Source organism: Ectobacillus sp. OTK (assembly GCF_059698935.1).
Map to the genome: position 1 here is coordinate 2,189,582 of NZ_AP048547.1, position 26,845 is coordinate 2,216,426.

The following is a 26,845-nucleotide window of genomic DNA, read 5'->3' on the forward strand; positions in this document are numbered from 1 at the left end:
TTATGCTTTTAGAAGAAGTTTTTCGGCCCCGCGATTGCAAATTTGAATAAAGGCACCTAGGAAAAGCACGAACACAATGCTGCCCAACCCAACAGGCCCGCCTATGAGATAAGCGGCAAGTAACCCTATTCCCTCGAGGAGCGTTCTTGAAAGATTTATTTTTAAACGGAATCGTTCGACAATGGCTAACATCGTTCCATCATATGGCATAGAGGGAAACTTAGATGTTAGATAGACACCGATTCCTATCCCAATGAAGACTACTCCTGCCAAGAAAAACAACCACCTTGATAGTAAAGATAAATTGGCAAGATAGACATTTTTAAGCAAAAACTCCATACAAAAATCTAGAATGAGTCCCCATAAAACAACGGTGATAGCGGATTCAAAAGCTGGCCGTTTTTTTATCAGCAAACTGTTGATCAATAAAAATATGATTTGCCCGATAATCACGCATGTTCCGATAGAGAGTCCTACTCTTTCGGAAGTTCCCGCATAAAAGGCATCCCAAGGCCCCGCACCAATGTTTGATTTGATCACCAAGCCTACACCTATGCAGGCAACCATCATTCCTGCTACATAAAAAATACTTCTTTTTATCATCCCGAATCCCCCATGGCTGTGAAACCGTTTTTCTTTTGTAACCTGATTTTGATTATATAGAGAAAATGGGAAATGGTAAACAAAATTTAACAAAACTTCCTGGGTATAACAGGAAAAGCCCGGCGGTAAGCAGGGGATGAATGCAGGCTGGGCAATCGCCCGGCATTTTTTCGTGAATGGAGAACTTTCACGTGAATTGTTAATTGATCATGTACAAAAAATCAACAGCCTTAATTAACAAGACTATAATCAAAACGAATACAACGAAAAAACTTGACAAAAAAGTCAAGTCTCCCCAGTTCTTACTAACTATGTTTAACTAATTTTTTTCTTGCCAAAGGAGTATTACCCCTTTCCTGCTTGGAAACCCGGAAATTTTGTCATGCCTCCATCAGCGTATACAGTAATTCCAGTAACGTAACTGGCTTCGCTAGAGGAAAGCCATGCAGCAACAGATGCAATTTGTTCAGGTTTTCCGATATATCCCATTGGAATAAGACTTTCGACCCCGGCTTTTAGTTTTGGATCTGAAAATTTTTCCGCATTAATTGGGGTATCAATAGCACCTGGCCCAATACAGTTCACACGGATTCCTTTCGGGGCAAACTCCAGTGCGAGCGTTTCAGACATTAATTTCATCCCGCCTTTACTTGCTGCATAATGAACGAAGTGCGGCCAGGGAATTACCTCATGAACGCTCGACATATTGATAATGGAGCCTTTTATATTGTTCTCAAGCATATAATCAATGGCCTCCCGGCAGCCGAGAAAGGCACCTGTAAGGTTTGTAGCGATAACTCGGTTCCAATCTTTAAGAGATAAATCCTCCGACGGGACCTCATTTTCAACTCCGGCATTATTAATCATGATATCGAGTCTTCCAAAATGTGAAACTGCCTCTTGAACGAGATGTTTTACATCTTCCTCTTTTGTCACATCTCCTTGAATTGCAATTGCATCTCCGCCAAAACCTTTTATCTGGGCAATCATATCTTTAATAGCAGGATCATCCTTAAAATAATTAATGACAACTTTAGCCTCTTCCTGCCCAAAACGATAAGCCATCGCTTTGCCAAGGCCTGTTGAGGCACCAGTAATCACAACCACTTTTTCTTTTAAATCTGGATACATGAAACACCCTCCTATTTTTTAGTGAACCCTAACAAAATTCCTCCTGCAATCACGAGAACACAGCCAACGATGACAAACACGATTTGCCGTTTAGATTTTTTCTCATGAAGGAGAAAAATCCCCCCAAGAGTTGAAATAATAATCCCGGTTTGTGATAGCGAGAAGCTGGTAGCCACGCCTATTTTAGGAATAGATAACAAAAGACCAAGGTTTCCCGTCCCCCACAGTATTCCGGTAACAATATTTCGAAGCGTATACTTATTAAATGGTTTGTGGCGGAAGGTTAGAAGAAACGCTCCAATCAGCATTCCTACTGCTTGAGGAAGGATGACTGACCAGCCATTCAAGTTGAACCATCGCACAATAACGACATAGGCTAAATACCCTGCTGTAGAAATCAATAATAGGATATAACCTTTTTTCACTGCTTTATTATTATCCTTATCTTTCTTATCTCTTACGGTAGTAAAGATTACCCCGATGATTATGAGAAGAATTGCGATAGTGCCAATTATGATCACGTTACGGGTTGTCCATTCTTTAAAAACAGTGACCCCAACGAGGGATGCCCCCACTAATTGCATGCCAGTAGAAAGAGGAACTGTTTTTGAAACCCCTAGGTACTTAACAGTCCAAAGCTGGTTCCGTTGACCGACCGCCCAAAACATACCGGAGAGAATTCCAATGATAAAGGTCAAAGTGTTGAGCGGCGGGTGGACAGTAAAATATAAAACAATCGAAAACAGTAACGCCCCGACGGTTATTCCGAACGTTTGGCTGAAAGCATCTCCGCCAAGCTTTACACTAACCAGAACTATGCTGCCCCAACATAGGGCCGGGATAAGAGCTAATAAAATACCGACCAAATTCAAGACCTCTTTCTATTATGTATAAAAGATATAATTCCCAATAGTCGAAAAAATAATCAAATATTGCTATTGTAAAGCAGCGAGGGATGAGCGCTTATTTTTCCAGAGGTGTATTTTACCTGTGGACAAGAACTGGGAAGCATATATAGAGCGAAAAAAGAAAAGCAGCCCACACTTCCCGCAGTGAAAAAGGTCTGTACCTTTGCGTCATTACGAGAAGGGTGAGCTATCCTATGAGAAGCCTGTTGAACGGCTTGATATTTCATTTTGCCTCGCAGGAGGCAGATATAGAATCCCTTGTCTTCGGCTAACGGAAACCCTCTTGCGCCAGTGAGGAGTTTACTCTAGATTTAGACGTCTATACGCCCCAGGGGCTACGCCGTACTTTTTCTTAAATACCTTGTGAAAATAAGGATAGGCGCCAAATCCGCAGTCTTCAGCAATTTGCTCGAGCGTCATTGTGGTGTATTTCATCCGCTCAATTGCAGCCGAGAGCCGGATTTCCTGCGCGTATTCCATCATGGTTTTCCCGACGCTTTTTTTAAACAGGTGAACGGATCGAGAGACGCTGAGTCCGGCATGCTGCGCTACGTCTTCAACCTTAAATACGGTTGTGGCATGCTCTTCAATGTATCGCATCATCCGCGTGACCGTATACGGATAGCTGAAGGAGGGGGCGGTTTCATTGATGGCTCGCTCTAGAGATAAACAGAGTGACCGCAGCAAATATTCCGTAAGCTCTTCATTTTCCCTGGACGGCGGCCGGCGTTTTTCGATAATGATATGACGCCATAAGGATAGCAGCTTTTCGTCAAGATCGATTCGGGAGACATTCGGCTTGACGGAACGGTTCCACCATTCCTCAACCCAAGCACCTTCGCAGGCTAAGTGATAGTCCCCGCTGTTTTGGCCCTCTTCCACAAGCAGTTCATAATGATCTCCGGGTTTGATTAGCAGGAGATCTCCTTTCTTGAAATCCAGTCGTTTTCCCTTCACAGTCACTTCGCAGGCTCCTTCCGTTTGCAGGCGGAACAGGTACGCGGGGAACCCGGATTTATGCTCGGAGTGAAATTGCTGTGTATGATAGGAATAACCGCAAAAGAAAATGTTCGTCGTCATAAGCTTCCCCTTTTTAAGTAAAATAGTAAGATAGTAGATGTTTTAATTATATCGTTTATGTTCATTTTAAGGTACATTATGTATGATGGAATCAAATAAGTAATATATAAGATACATCAAGAGAGAGGGGATTTGTGGGAGGATTGGGGGCTGATTTTGTAAGTGTGCCTATTGTGAAATGACATGCTATAAGGAAGGTTGTTTCAAATTAGATAAAGCAAGAATCATATAATCTATTTTTTTGCTTATCATTGATAGCGCTTTCTGATAGGACGCAGCTATTTTTCAATGAATCTATAGTGAATGGTATGTCTAAAAGAAGAGTAATGAAATGAAATAAACAGCTAGGGGCTTTTCGTAAATAAGGAATGAATGATACTAAATAGTAGAAATGAGGATATAAGATGAAAAAAATTCCAGTGGCTGTACAAATGTTTACATTGCGTGAAGAGAGCCAGCAAGATTTTGCAGGTACTTTGAAAAAGGTTGCCGAGCTTGGCTTTGATGGTGTTGAATTTGCCGGGTATGGCGGATTAACTGCGAAGGAAGTAAGAGCGTTATTGGATGAGCTTGGTCTTAAGGCAGCATCCAGCCATGTACCTCTTGAGCAATTAGAAAATAATTTGGCTCAGGTGATTGAAGATCAAAAAGTATTAGGAAGTGCATATGTTGTATGCCCTTACTTAATGCCGGATCGTCGAAGTGAAGGGGATTATAAAGCGCTTGTTTCAATATTAGACGAAGCTGGTGAAGCATGCCGGCGTGAAGGTATTACTCTTTGCTATCATAATCATGATTTTGAATTGGAGCGTTTGTCTGATGGCAGAACGGCACTGGAGACTATTTTTGATGATACGAATGCAGAGAATGTAAAAACGGAGCTCGATGTATACTGGTTGACGAAGGCAGGAGAGCAACCGGTTCAGTGGATTAACCGTTATAAAAATAGAACACCGCTCGTTCATTTGAAGGATATGACAACAGATGAGGAGCAATTCTTTGCGGAGCTTGGAACAGGCGGAGTTGATATTGAAGCAGTATTAAACCTAGGAGACGAAGCTGGTGTTCAGTGGTGGGTGGTTGAGCAGGATAGAAGCCGTCGTACACCGTTTGAAAGCATTGAAATCAGCATCAATTACTTGAAAACAAAGCTGCCGCATCTTGTGAATAAATAAAAAGAGAATTGGACATGCATGGGTATGCAACGCTCGAGTAAGAAATATACGCCAAAATGAAGAGGGAAAATGAGGAGGAACAAAGATGAGTACATTAAAAGTTGGAGTTATCGGCTGCGGAAGTATTGCGAAATATCGTCATTTGCCGGAGTATCATGCAAATAAAGAAGTAGAGATTGTTGCGGTTTGCGATATTGTTGCAGAGCGTGCTGAGAGCATGGCTGCACAGTATGGTGCCAAAGCATTTACAGATTATAAAGAAGTATTGGAGCTTGCTGATATCGATGCAATCAGCGTTTGCCTTCCAAACTATTTACATGCGCCAGTATCAATTGCAGCGCTCAATGCGGGAAAACATGTTCTTTGCGAAAAGCCAATGGCTACATCAAAAGAAGAGGCAGAGGCGATGATCGAAGCGGCGAAAGCAAATGGTAAAAAGCTGATGATCGCACATAACCAACGTTTTGTTGCCTCCCACCAAACAGCAAAGGAAATTATTGATAGCGGCAAGCTTGGGAAAATTTACAGCTTTAGAACGACATTTGGCCATCCAGGACCAGAAGCATGGAGTGTAGATGGTGCAACGAGCTGGTTTTTTAATAAAGAGCAGGCATTTATTGGTGCAATGGGTGACCTCGGCGTCCATAAAGCAGATTTAATGCGTTATTTGCTTGGAGAGTTTACGGAAGTAGGGGCATTCATTGAGACGAATGCAAAACAAAATACAGATGTGGATGACAATGCAGTTTGTGTTTTACGTACAGAAAGCGGTATCATCGGAACGCTCGCAGCAAGCTGGGCATATGTAGCAGGCGGCGACAATTCAACCGTTATTTATGGGGAAAAGGGTATTCTTCGTTTAGAAGATGATCCGGAATATTCACTCATTGAACAATATCGAAACGGTACTGTTGTTAACCATAAGCTTGCTAAAATTCAAACGAATGAGGAAGGCGGCCAGACAACCTCACATGTAATCGACCATTTTGTAGAAAGCATTCTTGAAAATAAAGAACCGCTTATCACCGGCGAAGAAGGTATGAAATCACTGGAAATTATTTTGGCAGCGCTTGAGTCACAGGAAACGAAACAAATTGTTTCCTTACAAAAGGAAGGAGCGATGGTGAAATGAAGCTAGGTGTCTTTACGGTTTTATTTGCGAATAAATCCTTTGAAGAGATGCTCGATCATGTAAAGGCTTCCGGGCTTGATGCAGTTGAGATCGGCACAGGCTGCTATCCGGGGAATGCACATTGCCCGCTTGATGAGCTTTTAGAAGATGAGCAAAAACGAAAGAACTACTTAGAAGCCGTAACATCACGCGGTTTGACGATCAGTGCATTTAGCTGTCATGGAAATCCGCTCACACCGGACAAAGCTTTTGCAGAAGAATCAGATTCTGTTTTGCGCAAAACGATTAAACTGGCGTCTCTTCTTGGGGTACCAGTTGTCAATGCCTTTTCCGGCACTGCAGGCGACAGCGAGGAAGCGAAGCAGCCGAACTGGCCGGTTGTGCCATGGCCGCTGGAGTACGGTGATATATTAACATGGCAATGGGAAAATAAATTAATCCCGTACTGGAAGGAAATCGGCGAGCTTGCCCAGCAGCATAATGTGAAAATCGGTCTTGAGCTGCACGGCGGATTCCTTGTTCATACGCCGTACACACTGCTGAAGCTGCGCGAGGCAACATGTGATGCGATTGGTGCAAACCTTGACCCAAGCCATATGTGGTGGCAAGGAATCGACCCGGTTGCTGCAATTAAAATTCTCGGTAAAGCCGGCGCTATTCACCACTTCCACGCAAAAGACACGTATATCGATCAAGATAATGTTAATATGTATGGATTGACAGACATGCAGCCATACGGCAATGTACAATCACGCGCATGGACGTTCCGAAGCGTTGGCTGCGGGCACAGCATGCAGGAGTGGTCTGATATGATGAGTGCGCTTCGTATGTATAACTATGACTACGTTGTCAGCATTGAGCATGAAGATGCAATTATGTCCATTGACGAAGGCTTTGCGCGTGCTGTGAAAAACTTAAATGACGTTTTAATCCGCGAGTCTGCCGGCGACATGTGGTGGGCGTAAGACGTAAGTTTCCATTTGAAAACGCACATAAAAAATAAAGAAAGAAAAAGAATACGAATCTCTAAAAAGATCTAAAACCAATCAGCATTTGATTGGTTTTATTTTTTTCTCGTAAACATGGGGCAGAGGAGTTGTTTGTATACGGAATCCGGTCTCATGAAAAAAGAATAAATTCATAAAACTTAGTATAGCGTTAATGCTGTTGTGTTAATCTAGTGTATCTATTTTAACTAAACCCTGGGAAGTAATGGATTCCAATAATTTACAAAAAATACATAATTTCTAACATAACCACAACGGTTCTTTAACATTTGGTTAACACCCCTTTTTTATAATGTCAGTAATTGTAGAAATTAAGGAGGAGTAGGATGGAGCAGTAACGTAAGAGAAGGAAATCTAGTTCATGATAGAGTTTGTTAAAAGTTAGGAGGAGCTGCTGAATTTGCTGCTTTCTCGTTCAAGTTTACTTTACTAGATTAACGAAGCGCAGGTATAGCTTATTATGAGATTTTTATCCAGAGAGGGGAAACATCCATGCTGAATGAGCAGCCGTTAAATGAGTTGATTAAAAAATTGAATAAAGAAAGCTTCCAAAATAATAAGTTTGATCGCCGCAGCTTCTTTCAAGGGGCTGGTAAAATTGCTGGACTTTCGCTTGGATTGACGATCGCCCAGTCGATTGGAGTGGAGGCATCTAGTGTTAACACTGCCCCAAGTTTTCAAAACTATCCGTTTACGCTTGGAGTTGCCTCCGGCGATCCGCTTTCCGACAGTGTTGTTTTGTGGACAAGACTAGCACCAGACCCGCTTAACGGCGGAGGAATGCCGCAGCATACAGTAGCGGTCAAATGGGAGATTGCAAGGGATGAACACTTTCACCAAATCGTGCAGCGGGGGACTGAGCTGGCGAGACCTGAGCTTGCCCATTCCGTTCATGTCGAGGTAGATGGATTAGAAGCGAATCAAGTGTATTACTACCGTTTTAAATGCGGTTATGAACTGAGCCCAGTCGGAAGAACGAAAACACTTCCAGCAAATGATGCAAACATTGCCAGCATGACATTTGCCTTCGCTTCCTGTCAGCAGTATGAGCATGGCTATTATACAGCTTATGAGCACATGGCAAAAGAGGAACTCGACCTTGTTTTCCATTTAGGCGACTATATTTATGAGTACGGCCCCAATGAATACATAGCCGAAACGGGCAATGTCCGTACTCATAGCGGTCCGGAAATTGTTACGCTTGAAGATTACCGAAACCGTCATGCTCAATATCGCTCAGATGCGAATTTGAAGGCTGCTCATGCGGCGTTTCCATGGATTGTAACGTGGGATGATCATGAGGTTGAAAATAACTATGCCAATGTCATTCCTGAAAAAGGCCAGTCCGTTGAAGCGTTTATCAAGCGCCGCGCAGCTGCTTATCAGGCATATTACGAGCATATGCCGCTCCGGACAACTTCTTTGCCGCATGGAGCAGATATGCAATTATACCGCTCTTTCTCTTATGGCAATTTGGCTGATTTCTTTGTGCTCGATACACGTCAATACCGTGATGATCAGGCAAACGGCGACGGAACGAAGGCGCATACGCCGGAGTCTCTAAATCCGGCCCGCACCACTTTAGGAAAGGAGCAGGAAGCTTGGCTGCTTGGAAACCTCGGCAATTCGAAATCTCATTGGAATGTACTCGCGCAGCAAATTTTCTTCGCACAGCGGAAGTTTGGAACAGACACAACACCAACTTACAGCATGGATTCGTGGGATGGCTATCCGGCTGCACGCCAGCGTATTACAGATTTTGCAAGCAGCAAGAACATCAACAACATGATCGTCCTTACTGGAGATGTGCATGCCAACTGGGCATCAAATATCATGACGAATTTTAACGATCCAAATTCTAAAATCATTGGGGCAGAGTTTGTTGGAACCTCCATTACATCCGGCGGAAACGGCTCGGATAAGCGGGCGGATACGGACCGCATCCTAAGCCGTAATCCAAACATCAAATTCTTTAACAACTATCGCGGTTATGTCCGTTGTACCGTCACACCGGAGCAATGGCAGGCTGATTACCGTGTTGTTCCATTTGTGACAGAGCCTGGTGCGGCTATTTCGACGAGAGCTTCATTTATTTACAAAAAAGACGGCATGGGACTGCAGGAAGTTGCAGCTAACGAGATTCCACAAGGTATTAAGATTTCGAGTGAAGTAGAAGAAGATCGACATCGTGCACATGGACGTGCTCACGAAAAACAAATGGAGAAAAAACAAGAAAAGGTAACCAATTAATGCGTCTCATTTTTAATGAGTCAAATGATTCAACTGCAGGAGTTGATTTAAATGTTTTCAAATATTGGAATTCCAGGCTTGATTTTGCTCCTTGTGATTGCTTTGGTTATTTTTGGACCTTCCAAGCTGCCTGAAATCGGAAGAGCTTTTGGCCGCACGTTAACAGAATTTAAGAATGCGACCAAGGGGTTAGTATCCGATGGAGATAAAGAGGCAGAAAAAAAGCCTGCACTAACGACGGTTGAAAAGAAGCAGGAGAAATCAGCAGTTTTATAATGAATAAGTAGACGGGGAAACTCGTCTACTTATTTGTTTTATAGAGAAACAGGAGATATATAGAGTTTAATATTAACAAAGTTTACAAAAAATTAAACCATTCACAATTGTTTTACAATTGTTTACAATCAGTTCATTAACATTGTCCTATTATTCCAATATAATCAGAGTCGTAAGTTGATGGACATAATATATTTTAGTTTTAAAGGAGAGAATACTTAATGGATCGTCGTTTATTTTTAACATATGCTGGAAGTAGTGCTGCGGCATTAGTTGCTGCAGCATCAGGGATTGGTGCAGTAAAAACGAGTGCTATGACAGCAAATCATTTAATGGCTGGACAACCTTCAGGGACAGGCAAGCCGCTTACAGCTCCATTCACTCCAATTAATCGTACATGGGAAGATGAATTAGTGCTGCCCGAAGGATACAAGTATAATATTATTGCCTCTTATGGAGATGTAATTAACTCTAAAGGTGAAAGATTCGGGGATGCAGCGGACCTGACTGTTTACTTCCCTATCGATAGTTTAGAAGGCGGAAACAATTCAGAAGAGGGCTTAATCTGGGTCAATCATGAATTTCCTGAGCCAGGAAACTACATGAAGATGCTGGGAATTGACGAAGCTACTTTTAAGAAAGAAAACCTTTCGAGCTATCCTAAACTGCTAGAAATGGAGAAAGAAGCAGTTGGTGGTTCTGTGATTCGCGTAAAGAAAGAAAATGGCGAATGGAAGCTAGTGCTAGACGATACATATAACCGTCGTGTCGATGGTACAACTCCTATTGAATTAACTGGTCCTGCTCGTGGAAGCAAAGCTGTAAATGGCGCTACAACAGTTTTTGGTTCACTTGGAAACTGCAGCGGCGGACGTACTTTATGGAATACAGCTTTATCCTGTGAGGAAAACACGGAATATGGCAGCTCTTATGGCTGGCCTAACTTTGATAATACTCACTATGGCTGGGTTGTAGAAGTCGATCCGTTCGATCCGAAAAAACCTGTACGAAAGCATACGGCACTTGGCCGTTTTGCGCATGAAAATGCAGCAATGGGCTTAACAAAAGACGGTAGAGTTGTCGTTTACATGGGTGACGATAAAGGTGATGAATGCTTCTATAAATTCATCAGTAATAAGAAATTTAATCCAGCTAATCGTGAAGCGAACTTTGATATTTTAGAGAACGGAACATTATATGTAGCAAATCTGGGTGAACAAAAATGGGTTGCACTTGATTATGCAAGCAACCCAGCTCTGCAAAGCAAATTTGCCGATCAAGCTGACGTCTTAACAAACGCGCGTGCAGCGGCTCGTGTTGTAGGTGGAACTAAATTAGACCGTCCAGAGGATGTGGAAATTCACCCGCATGACGGAACTGTCTTTTTATCGTTAACTAATAACTCAGGACACGGCAATTTCCATGGTCAAATTGTACGATTTGCTCCTGAGAATGGAGACCATGGCAGCGATTCATTTACGTTTGAAGTATTTGTTGCTGGCGGACAACAAAGCGGTATTACTTGTCCTGACAACCTTCACTTTGATAGCAAAGGAAATCTTTGGGTCGTAGAGGATTTCAGTGCGACAGAAGATAATGTGTATGCAGCTTATAAAAACTGCGGTGTATTCCTGGTCCCAACAGATGGCAAAAGCTATGGTGTTCCGCACCAGTTCGCATCAGGTCCAAAGGGCTGCGAAGTAACTGGTCCATGGTTAACACCTGATGAGCGTACTTTGTTCCTGGATGTACAGCATCCTGAGACATGGAATCCATACCCTGGCTATAGTTTTGGACGTTCCTGTCTAGTAGCTGTACAAGGCGGAAGCTTCAATAAGTAATAGCAACTGCAGCTAAAAAATAAGACAGCCAGTCTTCTTTATAGAACAAGGTGTAAACGAAGCAGCCTGTTTACACCTTAGTTCATTTCGCATGAAAGGAGCACTTCTGATGGTTTTTGTTTGTTCAAAACATGTAAAGGAAGCTTTAAAGAAGATTCATATTCCTCACATTCAGTCAATCTCAGATAAAGCTAAAACAAGTAAAAATCTCAGATGTGACTTTTGTTGTCAGCAAGCGAATTATAAATTGTTTGATTATTTTCCTATAAGAAAACGAAGCTTAAAAAATATTATATAAAACAGGAGGTTTATCTAAATGTTCCAAAATATAGGGATTCCTGGTTTGATTTTAGTCCTTGTAATTGCTTTGATTATTTTCGGACCTTCCAAGCTACCGGAAATCGGACGGGCTTTTGGCCGCACGTTAACTGAATTCAAGAGTGCAGCCAAGGGGTTAGTATCCGATGGAGATAAAGAGGAAGAGAAAAAAGAAGAGAAAAAGCCTGAATTAACAGCTGTTGAAAAGAAGCAGGAGAAATCCGCAATTTGATAATGAATGGGTAGACGGGGGGACTCGTCTACTTCTTTTGTCTTATATAAAAACAGGAGGTATCTAAAGTGGAAAACAAGGATTTACATCTTATTGAACATTTAGAGGAACTTCGTCAACGAATCATTAAAACCTTAGTTGCATTCATTATTTTTATCATTATCACTTTTATTTTCGTACAGGATATTTATGGGTGGCTAGTTAGGAACCTTGACGGAAAGCTAGCCCTCTTAGGTCCGAGTGATATTTTATGGGTGTACATGATTATATCAGGGGTATTTGCCATAGCGGCCACGATTCCTGTAGCTGCCTATCAGACATGGCGGTTTGTAGCGCCGGCGTTGACAAAGGAAGAGCGCAGGGTGACTTTAGGCTTTATCCCGGGTCTATTTATTCTGTTTATAGTTGGAATCTCTTTTGGATATTTTATTCTGTTTCCGATTGTATTAGGGTTTTTAACAAAACTGTCTGCAGGGCAGTTTGAAACGATGTTTACAGTAGATAAATATTTTCGGTTCATGCTTCACTTAAGTTTACCGTTCGGTTTTCTATTTGAGATGCCCTTGGTGGTGATGTTTTTAACAAGATTGGGAATCCTCAATCCGGTGAGGCTGGCTAAAGCGAGGAAACTCTCTTATTTTGCCCTTATTGTTGTATCCGTCTTGATTACACCGCCTGATTTTATATCGGATATTTTGGTTATTGTTCCTTTGCTGCTTCTGTATGAATTAAGTGTCACGATTTCCAAGATTGTATATAGAAAAAGGCTTGCAAGTGAAGCCTCAGTGTGACAAACAAAAGCAATAGGGGCTGTCTCAAAAGCCCCTTTTTCCTACAATGGCTCCAATGTGATATTTGGTATGATGGTTAGCGAAACGAATCAAAAGTATCCGGTTTAGAAAGGCATTTCCTGTCTGTTCACTTATGTTTCTTCCTGTTTTTAAAAAAAGCAATAACAAGAAGTAAAAGAGGGATGCCCACTTGAAACGGAAGATGCAGAAGAAGCGGAACAACTTTTATTCCCTCCTGAATATGTTCGGAAAAGCTCCTTGCCATCGTGACTGATAAAAATAAAACAACAAGGCCAATTGGATAAGCCAGCCGTGAGGATTCTTTAATGTTCAATAAGTCTGCGGTGCCAGTTACAACTGCATAGATAAATATGCTGATTTTAAAGAAGCCGCCAATAATCAAGGTGATCATAAAAAAAACATCCAGGCGTTCTAAAAACTCTGCTACTTGGATTGTCTGTATTGTACTAAGGAGGGGGAATTGCGAGCGTGAAACGAGATCAACGCCGCTAACACTAATATTGATAACCAATACAATTGCCAAGTTGATGCCGCTTAAGGCTAATGCGCATAAGCCTGTGATTTTTGCCCTTTTAGGCTCATTCAAATAAGGCAAAAGCATAGCAAATACAACTGCTTCTCCGAATGGAAAGTATAAGGTTTGAGTCCATACAACCTTTATAACCGGCAATATGCCTTTTTCCAATACAGGTTTCAAATTATGTAGATCAACCAAACGGGACACAAGAACAAGAATAAAACCGGTAACGGCAAGCAGATACATTAACAAAAAAAGTATTTCTCCTGTTCTTGCCAGCACCTCAATTCCTTTACGGACCGTGTACGTAACAACCATTACTAATAATGCGTTCACAATAAATAATGGGGTTTCCTCATAGGCGAATGTTAATAGCATTTCTCCAAAGTCTCGCATTACTCTTGCAGCGACATAAGCAAAATATATCATGTAAAGAAAAGCAAGGACCCGTCCGAAAACCTTCCCGATTATTTTCTGCACATATTCCGTCGGCAAGACATTAGGATAATAGCGGTAAAGACCATAATAGATTAAAAATAAAAAAAGTCCTCCTGTCATCCCAAGCAGAATGGCAAGCCACGCATCCTGTTTCGCCTCAATTGCAAGAGGAACGAGCAAAGCACTGCCAAGCTCAAACAATACCATTAGAATAAACAGCTGGACTGCACTGATTTTTGCTTTTTCCACTGCTTTGTCACGCCCCTTCTACTTAACGAATATTTTTTATATCAGAAAAATAGGACTTGTTTCTCAGACCGGTGCGGCGTATGAAAGCATCAACAGTTACATTCACCTTTAATTCAGGAAAATACCTATCATTCCAATCTTGTTTCAGTTTGTTCCATATTTTTGGTTGGGACTGGTATATCGCTTCACCAAATCCAAAAATATCCGATTTTTTCTTCTGAGCACGTTTAATAGATTCCTCTATCTCCTTCTTGATTTCTTTTTCTAGAGCTTGTTCCACCTTTAGTAATACGTGCGGGTCGTTTAGCTGAATAGGTACTGCTGCCTCGCCGATATCTCCTTCTGTACGGACTTGAATTGAAATTTGAGGCTGGCCGCTTTTCATGCTGGATGAGGTTTTTGTATTTTGACGGATTACCTCATAAGCAATTGCCTCTTTTTTTCCTTCCCAACTAATACTTATAGATGTTCTTTTGGCTTTATTTAGTATCCATCCTACCCCTCTTGCTGTTTTTCCATGAAACCAATCGACCAATTTTCCATCTTTAAAAATAGCCAGGCCATCAGCCTCAAGGATTTCTTTAGGAGCGCTTATTTGAATATGCTCCTGCTTTGTTGCCTGTTCGACACTGCCAAGCAAGCGAAATCCGGAGATTACCGGCTCTTTTCCGGGGGATGTGATGCCCCTCACCACATCTTGAATCTTAATATTCATATGTTCTCCCCACTGTTTTTGCGTAAATTTTAACGTTTTAATTACTTTGTTAGCCGGAATTTTATCAATATTCGTTAATGTTTTTACAATATCTCCTGCTTTTGAATGATGGGCAATGACCACTGTTGCTGTTTCCCGAAATTCAGCGCCGCGATCCAGTGCATCAAAAATAGTGTTGATTCCTTCTTCTTTTGCCAATTCATCGCTAATTACGATTAGATTCGCATGGGCGTAATACATAATGCGAGAGACTTTTCTTGAGACGCGGCGGCTTATTTCAAGTACATTGTCTCCGGTCGCGGAGTAGACGTTAACGGGTGGATTCTGCCCGCCCCCGCCGCCCTGCAATCCGCTTGCCACATTCCCCGGACTAATAATTTGGTAGGTTCCGACATACTTTCCCTCTTTATTTTTATCAATGCCGATGGCTGCGACTAACGCCAGTTCAGGTAATTCCTTTTTGCTCCAGCAGCCTGAAATGAACACGATGCCAACCACCATCAAGCAAAGAAAATACCATTTATGATTCATTCTGATCACCTTTTTCAGCGCTGTGATTCGCCATCCCGCGATTTTTAGGAGGCTGTGGTCTTTGGTTGTTCCCTTCGCGAACCACGTTTTCCCCGCTCATTAATTTTGGTCTTTGTTTAAATGTCCACCACGGCGCCCGGATGACTGTATCGTGCAGATTCGACGGGGTTAATGGCGCAAATGGCGTCATATACGGGATGCCGAACGAGCGCAGGCTGCATAGATGAACGGTCATCATAATAATCCCGAGAATGATGCCATAGAAGCCGAATGTTGCTGCAGCAAGCATAAACAAAAAACGAATTAAGCGAGCAGAAATCGCAATTGCAAATGCAGGAGTAGCAAAGCTGGCAATCGCGGTGATGGCCACGATAATAACCATGGCCGGCGAAACAATTCCGGCCTGTACTGTGGCTTGGCCGATTACAAGAGCTCCGACGATGGATACTGCCGAGCCGATTGCTTTTGGCATTCGGACCCCTGCTTCCCGCAAAATTTCAAATGTTACTTCCATGATAAGAGCTTCTACAACTGCTGGAAACGGAACGGCTTCCCGCTGCGCTGCAACCACAACCAATAGCTGCGTCGGGATCATCTCCTGGTGAAAGGTTGTGGCAGCAATATAGGAGGCAGGTGCGATCAGAGATATAAAAAAAATTAAGATTCGTAAAAAGCGCAGCGCTGTTGCGATATCAAAACGGGCATAATAATCATCGACAGCCTGAAAAAATTGGATAAATACAGCCGGTGCCAGCAGCGCAAAGGGAGTTCCATCCACAAAAATAGCAATCCTGCCTTCAAGAAGATTGCCCGCAACGGTGTCCGGCCGTTCCGTATGATAGAGCGTTGGAAATGTTGTCATCGTTTGGTCTTCAATCAGCTGCTCAATATAACCTGATTCAAGAATGCTGTCTATGTCGATTCTTTTTAAGCGTGTGCGAACCTCCTCGACGATTTTATCATTGGCAATTCCGTTTATATACATGATGGCAACGTCTGTTTTTGTAACTCTGCCGATTTTCATGGATTCGATCCATAAATCTGGACTTTTTATAATTCGGCGCACCATAGCGGTATTTGTCCCGAGCGACTCTGTAAAGCTTTCTCTGGATCCCCGGACTGATTGCTGTGTGACCGGCTCCTGGATAGAGCGTTTCTCTCCGCCTTTGGCACCGGCACTTAGCACTCTGTTGATTCCATCTACAAAAATGATCGTTTCCCCTGACATGAAAGATGAGAACAGTGTATTCCAATCACTGAGTAATTTTATATCGCCGAGCGCAATCCCCTCTTCAGCAATGATTTCAAGGGTTGTTTGCCTGGTGAGCTTTTCTTGCAAATTAGAATTGTTCATCATTGGTTCGATTAAAAAATCATTAATGGTCTGCTCGTCGACAAGACCTGCAATATACACAATTGCAGCCTTAATCTCAGCATGGATGCCCATTTTCAAAAGCCGAATGACTATATCGGAGCTGTCCCCTGTTTTCTGCTTAATCACCGCGAGATTAGCCGACAAGGAATAACTGATAGATTCTGGCAGCCCGCTGCTAGACTGATTTTTGCTGTTATTCTGTTGCTTTTGCTCTTTAAAAAATTCAGACATGATGGCAAGCTACCTTTCCTTTCTTTTATTTGTAAATTTCCCCAGTATGCGATTTACTTATGCAACTTTGAACGTATTTTCACCAGAATTCCTATTCTTCAAGCATGATAGGAGGGGCAGAGTATTACGTATCTTATTTTTGTATAGCGGTTTAGGAATAGAAGAGACTATAGGTTGGAGGGTGGTAATAATGAAAATCCTTGGTATTATTATTTTGATGACGGGAGCTTTAATGGCTCTTTCTTTAGGCTTGGATATCCTTCAAGGATTTGATCTACGCACGGCACTGTATAATGCTTTTAGTCCCTTTCGTGTTATGGAGATTACTGAATTATTTGTAGCCTTTCTTTTTATTTTTTTATTAGGTATAGAACTGATATCTTCTCTTTACAAAAAAAAGAAACAAGCAAATACGCCCGAAAAACAACCGCAGTCCTGAAAATAAAAAGCTGGGGACAGTTCAAATCTGTCCCTGGCTTATTGGATTTGATAAGCAAATACTATTTGAGGACTTACTCAGTAACAGGAAAGTATAAAAGAAAGGGAGGAGCGAGGTTTGAAAATAAAAAGAGATAGTAAAAAGGAATTTGTCTTAATCGAGGAGGGATGAAAAGGAACGGATGCGGAGCCGTCTAACAGAATTCACAAAGACGGTCTGTCCATTTTGATTCAGCAGGTATAGGTTTTTTGCATCAGAAATGTATTCAAACGATTAAAATACAGATAGACTTCAGGTCAATTTTAAAATAATATGAATTTGTTAGGAGGTGCCATTTTGAAGAAAAAACAAGTCAATGCGATAGAAGTTGCCAGGCTGGCGGGTGTGTCGCAATCAACTGTATCAAGGGTATTTACCCCCGGTGCAAATGTATCCGCTAAGACACGCCGCCGTGTACTAGAGACGGCTAAGGAACTAGGATACCGCCCAAATGCTCTGGCACGAGGGTTGATTACGAATAAAACAAATATAATTGGTCTTGTGATGAGGGATATTCAAAATCCATTCTATCCAGAAGTTTTGGAGAAATTTACAAGAGGTTTGCGTAAAAGAGGCTACCATGTTCTGTTTGTCTATGCTGAAAGAGACGAGCTGCAGCAAGAGGATATATCACAATTCCTCGAATATAATGTAGAAGGCATAATTGTTACGGATGCCTTATTATCTTCCAAAGTCGTTTCACATTTTTTTGAAAATCATATACCTGTTCTCTTGTTTAATCGATATGTTAAAGATTTTTATGGACATGTTGTCTGCTGTGATAACTACTCTGCAGGTAAGGAGATAGGGAAATATTTATTTGAACAAGGGCATCGGCGAGTTGCTTATATTGCGGGGCATACGAATACATCAACAAGCCGTGACCGTGAAAGGGGGTTTCGGGAGGCGCTTGATCAAGAAGGAATAGAACCTATAGTCGAGGTAGGAAATTACACATATGAAGGAGGCTATCAAGCGGCATTACAATTATTAAAGGGAGATTATCAACTGGATGCCATTTTTTGTGCCAATGATATTATGGCGCTGGGAGCAATTGATGCAGTCAAGTCTCTAGGGCTAACCGTTCCTAAAGATGTGTCAGTTTTAGGATTTGATGATATTCTAATGGCTTCTTGGCCCGGCTATTCGTTAACGACATGGCAGCAGCCAACGGATGAGATGATTGAAGCCAGTATTCAAATTCTATTAAATGAGATTGCTGGAGAAAATGAGGGGCCGGTTTCTGTATTATTCCCCGGCAAACTAATTGAAAGGGGATCTGTAAGCACTTTCAAAAAAAGATTGACAACATTATGAACTATCGACTATTCTATTAACAGACAGAACAACTTACATTATTGGAAGCTAAAGATCCAATAAGGGTAAGGTTTATGTTAAACACAAAAAGATATAAATTATATCTTTTTTCGTTCCAAACATTTGCATACGTATGCAAACCCTTTTGTGCATGTCATTTTGCATGCGTATGCAGGTTGTGTAAAATATTTTTGCATACGTATGCAATTTCTTGCTCTACGTTATTTTTGCATACGTATGCAACTATAAACAAGGGGGATTTATTGTGGCTAAGTATTTAAAGCAAGGGAAAAGTCAGGTGGAAATTGCAGAAAACGATGCAAAGGTATCCGAAACAGTAAGTAAAATTATTAAGCGTATTGAAGCAGAAGGCGATGCAGCGGTAAGAGCTTTATCTGAACAGTTTGATAAGTGGTCACCGGAAAGCTTCAGACTAACTCCAGAACAAATCGAAGAGATTGTAGGCAGTGTACCGGAGCAAACGATTGAAGACATTAAGTTTGCCCAAAGCAATGTAAGACGTTTTGCTGAAGAGCAACGAAAATCAATGATTGATATTGAAGTGGAAACATTACCAGGTGTCATTCTTGGCCATAAAAATATTCCAGTGAACAGTGTCGGATGTTATATTCCAGGCGGCCGTTATCCGATGGTTGCATCCGCACATATGAGTGTTCTTACGGCGAAAGTGGCAGGAGTAAAACGTGTAATCGCTTGTACTCCTCCTATTCAAGGAAAAATTCCTGCAGCAACTGTAGCAGCAATGCATCTGGCAGGAGCAGATGAAATCTATATCCTCGGTGGTGTTCAAGCGATGGCAGCGATGGCAGTCGGTACAGAAACCATCCAGGCTGTTGACATGCTTGTAGGTCCGGGAAATGCATTTGTAGCAGAAGCGAAACGTCAATTATATGGTCGCGTCGGCATCGACCTTTTTGCGGGTCCGACAGAGACATTAGTAATTGCAGATGAAACGGCTGACGCAGAAATGATCGCAACTGATATTTTAGGTCAGGGAGAACATGGACCAACATCACCAGGTGCTTTAATTACCACATCTGAAAAGCTGGCACAAGAAACGGTAGCGGAAATTGAACGTCAATTACAAACTCTTCCAACTGCAGATGTGGCACGCGTATCTTGGGAAGATTATGGTACTATTATTCTTGTAGAGAATGAAGAGGAAGCGTTAATTGAAGCTGATAAATTAGCTTTTGAGCATGTTGAAATTTTAACAAAAGATCCTGATTACTTCTTGAAGAACATGACAAATTATGGATGTCTTTTCCTGGGACCGGAAACGAATGTAGCGTATGGTGATAAAGTAATTGGTACAAATCATACACTTCCAACAAAAGGTGCAGCACGTTATACAGGAGGACTTTGGGTAGGTAAGTTTTTGAAAACGTGTACATACCAAAAGGTTACGGAAGAAGCCAGTGCCTTTATCGGTGAGTACGCAGCTCGGCTTTGCCAATTAGAGAATTTTGCAGGCCATGCGGAACAAGCGTTGCTTCGTGTTAAACGTTATGGAAAAGTAACAGTTTAATCATCTGCAGGAGAGGATGCTTTATGCAAGGTATTCCTCTCCTCATATAAATTTGTACGTATTCCGAGAAAACCTTTATTTGGATATAATCACCAAGGATATCCATTGGTGTATATAAGAAAATAGATTACTAGTCATATGGATAGCAAACTTTAATATGAACCTGCTGCTAGAGGGTTTCTGTCATGGTGCCTAAGGAGAAGCTGGGGTACATACATTGCAGAGGATCAGATAGATGTTCTTATCTCTGATGTATTTAGAGGTAACAGTCAGGAATTCTTTAAAAGCGCTTACAACAAAATCGGCATACAATCTGCTTCATGACATAGTCGCAGGGGATGGAAACTTGCATGAATAGAATGAAAGGGGATGTTAGGAATGACAGTTCATCAATTACTCATGCCAAACCAAGTTTTATATGGCAAAGATTCTTTTGCTGAAATCGGTAAACAAGTAAAGGGCCTCGGAAAAAAGGTATTAATCATCAGTGATCCGATTATGGAGAAAATCGGGAACGTAAGCCTTTGTGAAACGTATTTGAAAAATGAAGATATTCCATATGCGAAGTATTTAGGAGTGAACTCTGAGCCTACAGATATTCATGTGGATGAAGCGGTTGCTATATGCCAGGAGGAAAATTGCGAGGTGATTGTCGCAGTCGGCGGTGGAAGTTGTATTGACACAGCAAAGGCGGTAGCCGTTATTATGACAAACGGCGGACATATCCGAGATTATTACGGGGGCAAAAAGCTATTTTCTAAAAAGCCATTACCGCTAATTGTTGCTCCAACTACTGCAGGGACAGGATCAGAAGTGACAAGTGTAACGGTTATTACAGATACGAAGCATGATATAAAGATGATGCTAAAGCAGCCAGAGCTGCTGCCGACGGTTGCAATTGTTGACCCGATGCTTACAATTTCTTGTCCGCCATCAGTAACGGCCGCAACAGGTATCGATGCTTTATGTCATGCAATGGAAGCGTTTATCTCCCGCCGTGCGCAGCTCGTAACAGATACGCTCGCATTAAGAGCTATTGAACTCATTATCGGAAGTCTTCGCGATGCGTATGAAAACGGAGAGGATCTTGAGGCGAGGGATAAAATGGCGCTCGGTTCTATGATGGCAGGTATAGCATTTTCTAATGCTTCTGTTACATTAGTACATGGAATGTCCCGTCCAATTGGTGCAATGTTCCATGTGCCGCATGGTGTGTCCAATGCAATGCTTCTTCCTGCAGTGCTTGAATTTACAAAGGAAGATGCTTCTGAGAGGCTGGCTAAAATAGCAAGAACGGTATTGAAAAATATAGATGGGCTTTCGGAGAAGGAGCTAGTGAACGAGCTTATTAATGAAATTAAGCAATTATGCAATGACTTGCGTATCCCGAATTTAAAGTCATGGGGAATTGATAAGGCCAAATTCGATCTTGTCGTTTCTAAGATGGCTACGGATGCAATAGCAAGCGGCAGCCCGGCAAACAATCCTAGGGTACCTACACATGAGGAGATTCTAAATCTTTATTATATTTGTTACGAGTATGATTTTTCAGTAAGACAGCAATTAGTTAAGTAGTATATAAGCCAAATAAGGGGGAAACAAGCAATGGATTTACTCATTATTATATTAGCTTTAGGACTTCTTATGTTCATTGCCTATCGGGGATTCTCTGTTATTCTGTTCGCGCCGCTTTGTGCGCTGCTTGCAGTCATATTAACGGAGCCTAACTATGCTTTACCATTCTTCTCAAGTATTTTTATGGAAAAAATGGTTGGCTTTATAAAACTCTACTTTCCTGTCTTTCTATTAGGAGCTGTTTTTGGAAAGGTCGTTGAAATGTCAGGAGTCGCTGATTCCATCGCTAAAACAATAGTAAAGGTCGTTGGAGCAAAGCGAGCTATTCTAGCAATTGTCTTAATGTGTGCTATTTTGACTTATAGTGGTGTTAGTTTATTTGTTGTAGCATTTGCAGTTTATCCATTCGCAGCGAATCTTTTCCGGGAGGCAAATATACCTAAACGGCTTATTCCGGGTACGCTTGCTTTAGGGGCATTATCCTTCACAATGGATGCGATGCCGGGAACTCCGCAAATTCAAAATGTTATTCCTACAACAGTTTTTAAGACTGATATTTATGCAGCACCAACATTAGGGATTATTGGAGCGATCTTTGTCTTTGTTCTAGGAATGATTTACTTAGAAAATCGACGTAAAAAAGCACAAGCAGTAGGTGAGGGATACTACGGTTTTGGTGATGCCAGCGGAGAAATTGCTGCTACTGCTGCTGAAGCTGTTAACTCTTCAGCAGTGAATACAGCTACTGAAGCAAGTGGGTTGCGTCAAGTATTAGCGTTTGTCCCGCTTGTTCTTGTAGGAGTAGCTAATAAATTCTTTACAGTTTCCATCCCTAAATGGTATCCTAATGGATTTGATTTTTCTAAAATTGGCTTAAAGGAATTTGGAGCAGTTGATCTTTCTAAGGTAATTGGGATTTGGTCAGTAGAGCTTGCTTTAATACTAGGGATTATAGCGACAATTGCATATAACTGGAAAGGTGTAGTTTCTGGATTCCAAGCAGGAATTAACGCGAGTATTGGCGGAGCATTGCTAGCGGCTATGAACACTGGTTCTGAATATGGGTTTGGCGGGGTAATTGCTTCCCTTCCTGGATTTGGAGTAGTGCGTGATGGGATCTCCAATACCTTTACAAACCCTCTAGTAAATGGTGCAGTAACAACAAACGTACTAGCGGGGATTACTGGTTCGGCATCTGGCGGAATGGGTATTGCTCTTAGTGCAATGGGAGAAAAATACATGGAAGCTGCTATGCAGTATAATATTCCTCCTGAAGTCATGCACCGCGTAATCGCTATGGCATCTGGCGGAATGGATTCCTTACCTCATAATGGGGCAGTTATTACAATTCTTGCTGTAACTGGATTAACGCATAAACAGTCCTATCGGGATATCTTTGCAGTTACTGTTATTAAAACAATAGCTAGTTTCTTTATCATCGGAGTTTACAGCCTAACTGGTTTAGTTTAATCATTTAAAACTTAATTAAAATTAAGAAAGAAGGATCGACAATGACAGCAACAACAATACAAACATTAAAAAACTATATCGGAGGCGAATGGGTAGATGCATCTACATCTGCAACAGAGCCAGTTTATAATCCAGCAACAGGTGAAGTAATTGCGACAGTTCCTCTTTCTACAAAAGAAGATGTAGACAAAGCAGTGCAAGCAGCGAACGAAGCATTTAAAAAGTGGTCCAAGGTAGCAGTTCCAAGACGTGCTCGTATTCTATTTAAATATCAGCAGCTATTAGTAGAAAACTGGGAAGAGCTTGCGAGACTTGTCACGATTGAAAATGGAAAAAGCTATAAAGAGGCATACGGGGAAGTACAACGCGGGATTGAATGTGTAGAATTTGCGGCAGGTGCGCCAACATTAATGATGGGCCGTCAGCTTCCTGACATCGCAACAGGCATTGAGTCTGGTATGTACCGCTATCCAATCGGCGTAATCGGCGGGATTACACCGTTTAACTTTCCAATGATGGTGCCTTGCTGGATGTTCCCGCTTGCGATCGCATGCGGCAACACATTTGTACTAAAGCCATCTGAGCGTACACCGCTTTTAGCAGCCCGTCTTGCGGAATTGTTTGAGCAAGCAGGTCTTCCAAAGGGTGTATTAAACATCGTAAACGGTGCGCATGATGTTGTAAACGGCTTATTGGAGCACAAGCTTGTCAAAGCGATTTCCTTCGTAGGCTCTCAGCCTGTTGCAGAATATGTGTACAAAAAAGGCTCTGAAAATGGTAAGCGCGTACAAGCGCTGGCTGGCGCGAAAAACCACTCCATCGTACTAAACGATGCAGACTTGGATGTGGCAACAACTCAAATTATCGGCGCAGCATTCGGTTCTGCGGGTGAGCGTTGTATGGCAGCGGCAGTTGTAACGGTGCAAGAAGAAATTGCGGATGCATTAATCGCACGTTTAGTAGAAGAAGCAAATAAAATGCAAATCGGAAACGGACTGGAAGAAAACGTATTTTTAGGGCCAGTGATCCGTGAGGGCCATAAGGAGCGTACGCTTGGCTATATCGAATCTGGAATTCAAGAAGGTGCTCGTTTGATCCGTGATGGAAGAAATGACGAAGCGGTGAAAGGAAACGGCTATTTTGTAGGCCCAACGATTTTCGATGAAGTCACACAAGAAATGAAAATCTGGCAGGATGAAATTTTTGCGCCAGTTTTATCTGTAATCCGTGTGAAATCATTAGAGGAAGCTATTGAAATTGCAAACAACTCCCGCTTTGCAAACGGAGCTTGTATTTATACAGACTCTGCTGCAAGCGTTCGTCAGTTCCGTGAAACGATTGAAGCAGGGATGCTGGGCGTAAACGTTGGTGTTCCAGCACCGATGGCCTTCTTCCCATTCTCTGGCTGGAAGGATTCCTTCTACGGCGATCTTCATGCGAACGGCACAGACGGCGTAGAGTTCTATACAAGAAAGAAAATGGTTACGGCGCGCTACTAATTAAGCATGAAATAATTATCGTGCTTATAAAAAGTATATGAAAATTAAAATGAAGACACCGACTTATTGCTCGGTGTCTTCAGATTTATTGGAAAACAAATTTGTTAATAAATAAGAAAAACAGGTTTCTATATACAAGTATAAAGGGTTTATTGTGGCAGATTGGAACGGAAGTCAATTATTATTTAGTACTTCTAGCTCCTTTTATAGTTTTTATGCTTCTAGTTACGTTAAAAAATTTAAGAATATAACAAAGCACGCTTCTTATTCTAAATTACAGAATAAGAAGCGTGCCTTGATTAAAATATAAGATTTATACAATGTGTGTTTGCGCCAGGTAAAAGGGATGGAGCCGAAGGGAATCGAACCCTCACCAACGCAATGCCATTGCGCTATTCTCCCATTAAACTACAGCCCCATAAATTTTGTGATCAAGGTCTCATGCCTGCAAGTGCAGCTATGTTATGTAACGGTTTTCATAATCATCATTTGATTTATATTCTACCCATCATCCTGCTTTGCGTCAAGATAAACCTTTAAATATTTCCAAAGTCAAAAAGAAAAAGGGACAAAGGTGCCCTTCTGCATCAATCACATCCCCCATTTTATCGTTTTTAGCTAAGAAGACTGCCTTCTCAATTTGTGTGGAGACCCGACAGCACTAACAAATAGATGAGAGAGGGCTAGCTATTTGCATTCGGATAGCCTTTGCAAAGAATTAAGAAAATATACCTTTGCCATTGTCTAGCTTCAGTGATCTGCTCGATGAGAGAAAGCCCCGGGATTCATGAGACAAAAGGCGGCTCATCGCTTAGAAAATGATCTCCATTTGCGAGCAAAATGGGGCACTTGTGCTTTTCTGAATGATGCATAAAAATGAAGAAACTGGCAAAAGGTAGAAAGGTAAAAAGTATGAGGCTGGAGGTTATGTGGAATGATGCTTGATGAAAATGATAAAGCAGTTATTGCACAGGCATTACGAGTAGCAGCTTTGAACAGCACGGATTATGAGGAGATTACGCTGTATGAAAACTTGCTGCATAAATTGAGCTGGAAGAACGGTTCGCAACGGAGTATGAATACGGACGGTTTGGATATGGATAAGTATAAGGATGGCTTTCGGTATGATTATGATGATTCATCCGACTTGATGTAGACTGTATATATGTACAGTCTTTTTTCATTTGTTCGGCTTATGAATTTTTTATAAGTTAAAGCGGCTCCAAACAGAGCCGCTTTAACTAGTGACTTTCTTTGTTTTGTGAATGGTTTTGGAAGCGGGCTTTGTTTGCTCAATGCTGGCGTTGAGCGCTTCGATAATGGTTGCGATGCGTTCGCTTTTGGGGCTTAGGATCGGCCTGCTTTGGACGTCACGCTGTTCGATTTTGGATTCGATGAGATCCAAAAGGGCTGTGCGATATTCATCCGTATAGTCTTCTGGTGCAAATGGAACGGTGAGCTGATTGATGAGCGTAGTAGCAGCGATGAGCTCCTTTGTTTGAATGGTGATTTGGTCGTCCGCCGGGATGTTTGGTACCATATCGGTGGTGCGTACTTCGTCTGGATAGTGAATGGTTTCTAGGATGAGGCAATGCTCGTGAACACGAATGACAGCGAGATGCCGCCGGCTGCGAAGCGAAATACTGACGATGCCGATTTTCCCGGTTCTCTCAAGCGCTTGTCTCAGTAAGGCATAGGCTTTTTCTGAGCCATCCATTGGCGAAATGAAATACGAGCGGTCGAAATACACCGGGTCGATTTCTTCTAATTGAACGAAGGAGATAATATTAACGGATTTGACCTCATATTCTTTTTTCAAAGCTTCTAGCTCTTCATTGCTAACGAGTACATATTCATTAGGGCGGTATTCGTACGCTTTGATGATATCATCCGCTTCAATATGATCATCGTCGCAGCCGGGAGCAACTTTTTCATGCTGGATGGGGACGAGGCAGTCTTTGTGGAGACTGATCAGCTTTACATCTTTTTCTTCAACGGCGCTGTGCAGCTTTACACCGATATTAACAAGACCAAATGAGAGGTTTCCTTTCCATACTGTATGCATCATATCACCTGCGTTTTTTTTATTAGTTTGTTCGAAAAAGGAAGAATTCATGAAAAAAAGCTCGCTAAGGC

Annotated in this window: 23 protein-coding genes and 1 tRNA gene; 15 read left to right on the forward strand and 9 right to left on the reverse strand. The window is 41.9% G+C overall.

Annotated elements, in window-relative coordinates:
- From AC6HZ4_RS10620 to AC6HZ4_RS10635, 4 genes are all read right to left on the reverse strand, one after another.
- The gene (locus AC6HZ4_RS10620) at nucleotides 1-603 is read right to left on the reverse strand and encodes a YczE/YyaS/YitT family protein (protein WP_497494954.1); all 603 of its coding nucleotides are present in this window, start codon (nucleotides 601-603) and stop codon (nucleotides 1-3) included.
- Between the two features lie 345 nt (nucleotides 604-948).
- A complete protein-coding gene (locus AC6HZ4_RS10625; protein WP_497494955.1) occupies nucleotides 949-1,734 on the reverse strand; it encodes a glucose-1-dehydrogenase in 786 nt (261 codons plus the stop codon).
- Nucleotides 1,735-1,745: 11 nt separating this feature from the next.
- Nucleotides 1,746-2,600 carry a GRP family sugar transporter gene (locus AC6HZ4_RS10630; RefSeq protein ID WP_497494956.1) on the reverse strand — a complete coding sequence of 285 codons (855 nt, stop codon included), beginning with the start codon at nucleotides 2,598-2,600 and terminating at the stop codon, nucleotides 1,746-1,748.
- A gap of 342 nt (nucleotides 2,601-2,942) precedes the next feature.
- Nucleotides 2,943-3,722: an AraC family transcriptional regulator gene (locus AC6HZ4_RS10635; protein ID WP_497494957.1), complete on the reverse strand. Its 780-nt coding sequence runs from the start codon at nucleotides 3,720-3,722 to the stop codon at nucleotides 2,943-2,945.
- A 404-nt stretch (nucleotides 3,723-4,126) separates the two neighbouring features.
- Here AC6HZ4_RS10635 and AC6HZ4_RS10640 point away from each other — a divergent pair, with 404 nt between their 5' ends.
- From AC6HZ4_RS10640 to tatC, 8 genes are all read left to right on the forward strand, one after another.
- Nucleotides 4,127-4,897, forward strand: coding sequence for a sugar phosphate isomerase/epimerase family protein (locus AC6HZ4_RS10640; RefSeq protein ID WP_497494958.1), 771 nt, complete (start codon nucleotides 4,127-4,129; stop codon nucleotides 4,895-4,897).
- 85 nt (nucleotides 4,898-4,982) lie between these two features.
- On the forward strand, nucleotides 4,983-6,029 hold the full coding sequence (locus AC6HZ4_RS10645; protein WP_497494959.1) for a Gfo/Idh/MocA family protein: 1,047 nt from the start codon (nucleotides 4,983-4,985) through the stop codon (nucleotides 6,027-6,029).
- Nucleotides 6,026-6,994, forward strand: a complete 969-nt coding sequence (locus tag AC6HZ4_RS10650; protein ID WP_497494960.1) for a sugar phosphate isomerase/epimerase family protein — start codon at nucleotides 6,026-6,028, stop codon at nucleotides 6,992-6,994. Before AC6HZ4_RS10645 ends, AC6HZ4_RS10650 begins: the two co-directional genes overlap by 4 nt.
- Before the next feature lie 534 nt (nucleotides 6,995-7,528).
- The gene (gene phoD / locus AC6HZ4_RS10655; protein ID WP_497494961.1) at nucleotides 7,529-9,286 is read left to right on the forward strand and encodes an alkaline phosphatase PhoD; all 1,758 of its coding nucleotides are present in this window, start codon (nucleotides 7,529-7,531) and stop codon (nucleotides 9,284-9,286) included.
- Between the two features lie 51 nt (nucleotides 9,287-9,337).
- Nucleotides 9,338-9,562, forward strand: a complete 225-nt coding sequence (locus tag AC6HZ4_RS10660) for a twin-arginine translocase TatA/TatE family subunit (RefSeq protein ID WP_497494963.1) — start codon at nucleotides 9,338-9,340, stop codon at nucleotides 9,560-9,562.
- Nucleotides 9,563-9,783: 221 nt separating this feature from the next.
- The gene (locus AC6HZ4_RS10665; RefSeq protein WP_497494964.1) at nucleotides 9,784-11,403 is read left to right on the forward strand and encodes a PhoX family protein; all 1,620 of its coding nucleotides are present in this window, start codon (nucleotides 9,784-9,786) and stop codon (nucleotides 11,401-11,403) included.
- A 316-nt stretch (nucleotides 11,404-11,719) separates the two neighbouring features.
- Nucleotides 11,720-11,953 carry a twin-arginine translocase TatA/TatE family subunit gene (locus AC6HZ4_RS10670; protein ID WP_497494966.1) on the forward strand — a complete coding sequence of 78 codons (234 nt, stop codon included), beginning with the start codon at nucleotides 11,720-11,722 and terminating at the stop codon, nucleotides 11,951-11,953.
- A 68-nt stretch (nucleotides 11,954-12,021) separates the two neighbouring features.
- Entirely contained in the window at nucleotides 12,022-12,744 is a 723-nt protein-coding gene (gene tatC, locus AC6HZ4_RS10675; protein ID WP_497494968.1) for a twin-arginine translocase subunit TatC, read from the forward strand.
- A gap of 127 nt (nucleotides 12,745-12,871) precedes the next feature.
- On the opposite strand, the gene AC6HZ4_RS10680 is transcribed toward tatC, so the two are convergent.
- The 3 genes from AC6HZ4_RS10680 to AC6HZ4_RS10690 are packed head-to-tail and all read right to left on the reverse strand — an operon-like array spanning nucleotide 12,872 to nucleotide 16,821.
- A complete protein-coding gene (locus tag AC6HZ4_RS10680) occupies nucleotides 12,872-13,969 on the reverse strand; it encodes a GerAB/ArcD/ProY family transporter (RefSeq protein WP_497494969.1) in 1,098 nt (365 codons plus the stop codon).
- A gap of 22 nt (nucleotides 13,970-13,991) precedes the next feature.
- Nucleotides 13,992-15,215 carry a Ger(x)C family spore germination protein gene (locus tag AC6HZ4_RS10685; protein ID WP_497494970.1) on the reverse strand — a complete coding sequence of 408 codons (1,224 nt, stop codon included), beginning with the start codon at nucleotides 15,213-15,215 and terminating at the stop codon, nucleotides 13,992-13,994.
- Nucleotides 15,205-16,821 carry a spore germination protein gene (locus tag AC6HZ4_RS10690; protein ID WP_497494971.1) on the reverse strand — a complete coding sequence of 539 codons (1,617 nt, stop codon included), beginning with the start codon at nucleotides 16,819-16,821 and terminating at the stop codon, nucleotides 15,205-15,207. Before AC6HZ4_RS10690 ends, AC6HZ4_RS10685 begins: the two co-directional genes overlap by 11 nt.
- Before the next feature lie 190 nt (nucleotides 16,822-17,011).
- On the opposite strand from AC6HZ4_RS10690, the gene AC6HZ4_RS10695 reads away from it, so the two are divergent.
- From AC6HZ4_RS10695 to AC6HZ4_RS10720, 6 genes are all read left to right on the forward strand, one after another.
- Nucleotides 17,012-17,260, forward strand: a complete 249-nt coding sequence (locus tag AC6HZ4_RS10695; protein WP_497494972.1) for a YczF family membrane protein — start codon at nucleotides 17,012-17,014, stop codon at nucleotides 17,258-17,260.
- A 336-nt stretch (nucleotides 17,261-17,596) separates the two neighbouring features.
- The gene (locus AC6HZ4_RS10700) at nucleotides 17,597-18,616 is read left to right on the forward strand and encodes a LacI family DNA-binding transcriptional regulator (RefSeq protein WP_497494973.1); all 1,020 of its coding nucleotides are present in this window, start codon (nucleotides 17,597-17,599) and stop codon (nucleotides 18,614-18,616) included.
- Nucleotides 18,617-18,881: 265 nt separating this feature from the next.
- Entirely contained in the window at nucleotides 18,882-20,165 is a 1,284-nt protein-coding gene (gene hisD, locus AC6HZ4_RS10705; RefSeq protein ID WP_497494974.1) for a histidinol dehydrogenase, read from the forward strand.
- A 378-nt stretch (nucleotides 20,166-20,543) separates the two neighbouring features.
- Nucleotides 20,544-21,740, forward strand: a complete 1,197-nt coding sequence (locus tag AC6HZ4_RS10710) for an iron-containing alcohol dehydrogenase (protein WP_497494975.1) — start codon at nucleotides 20,544-20,546, stop codon at nucleotides 21,738-21,740.
- Between the two features lie 30 nt (nucleotides 21,741-21,770).
- Nucleotides 21,771-23,210: a GntP family permease gene (locus AC6HZ4_RS10715; RefSeq protein ID WP_497494976.1), complete on the forward strand. Its 1,440-nt coding sequence runs from the start codon at nucleotides 21,771-21,773 to the stop codon at nucleotides 23,208-23,210.
- Between the two features lie 41 nt (nucleotides 23,211-23,251).
- Entirely contained in the window at nucleotides 23,252-24,709 is a 1,458-nt protein-coding gene (locus AC6HZ4_RS10720; protein WP_497494977.1) for a CoA-acylating methylmalonate-semialdehyde dehydrogenase, read from the forward strand.
- A 347-nt stretch (nucleotides 24,710-25,056) separates the two neighbouring features.
- On the opposite strand, the gene AC6HZ4_RS10725 is transcribed toward AC6HZ4_RS10720, so the two are convergent.
- Nucleotides 25,057-25,127 (reverse strand) — tRNA-Ala (locus tag AC6HZ4_RS10725).
- 516 nt (nucleotides 25,128-25,643) lie between these two features.
- On the opposite strand from AC6HZ4_RS10725, the gene AC6HZ4_RS10730 reads away from it, so the two are divergent.
- On the forward strand, nucleotides 25,644-25,865 hold the full coding sequence (locus AC6HZ4_RS10730) for a hypothetical protein (protein WP_497494978.1): 222 nt from the start codon (nucleotides 25,644-25,646) through the stop codon (nucleotides 25,863-25,865).
- Nucleotides 25,866-25,946: 81 nt separating this feature from the next.
- On the opposite strand, the gene ku is transcribed toward AC6HZ4_RS10730, so the two are convergent.
- The gene (gene ku, locus AC6HZ4_RS10735; protein WP_497495663.1) at nucleotides 25,947-26,774 is read right to left on the reverse strand and encodes a non-homologous end joining protein Ku; all 828 of its coding nucleotides are present in this window, start codon (nucleotides 26,772-26,774) and stop codon (nucleotides 25,947-25,949) included.
- Nucleotides 26,775-26,845: the final 71 nt, after the last annotated feature.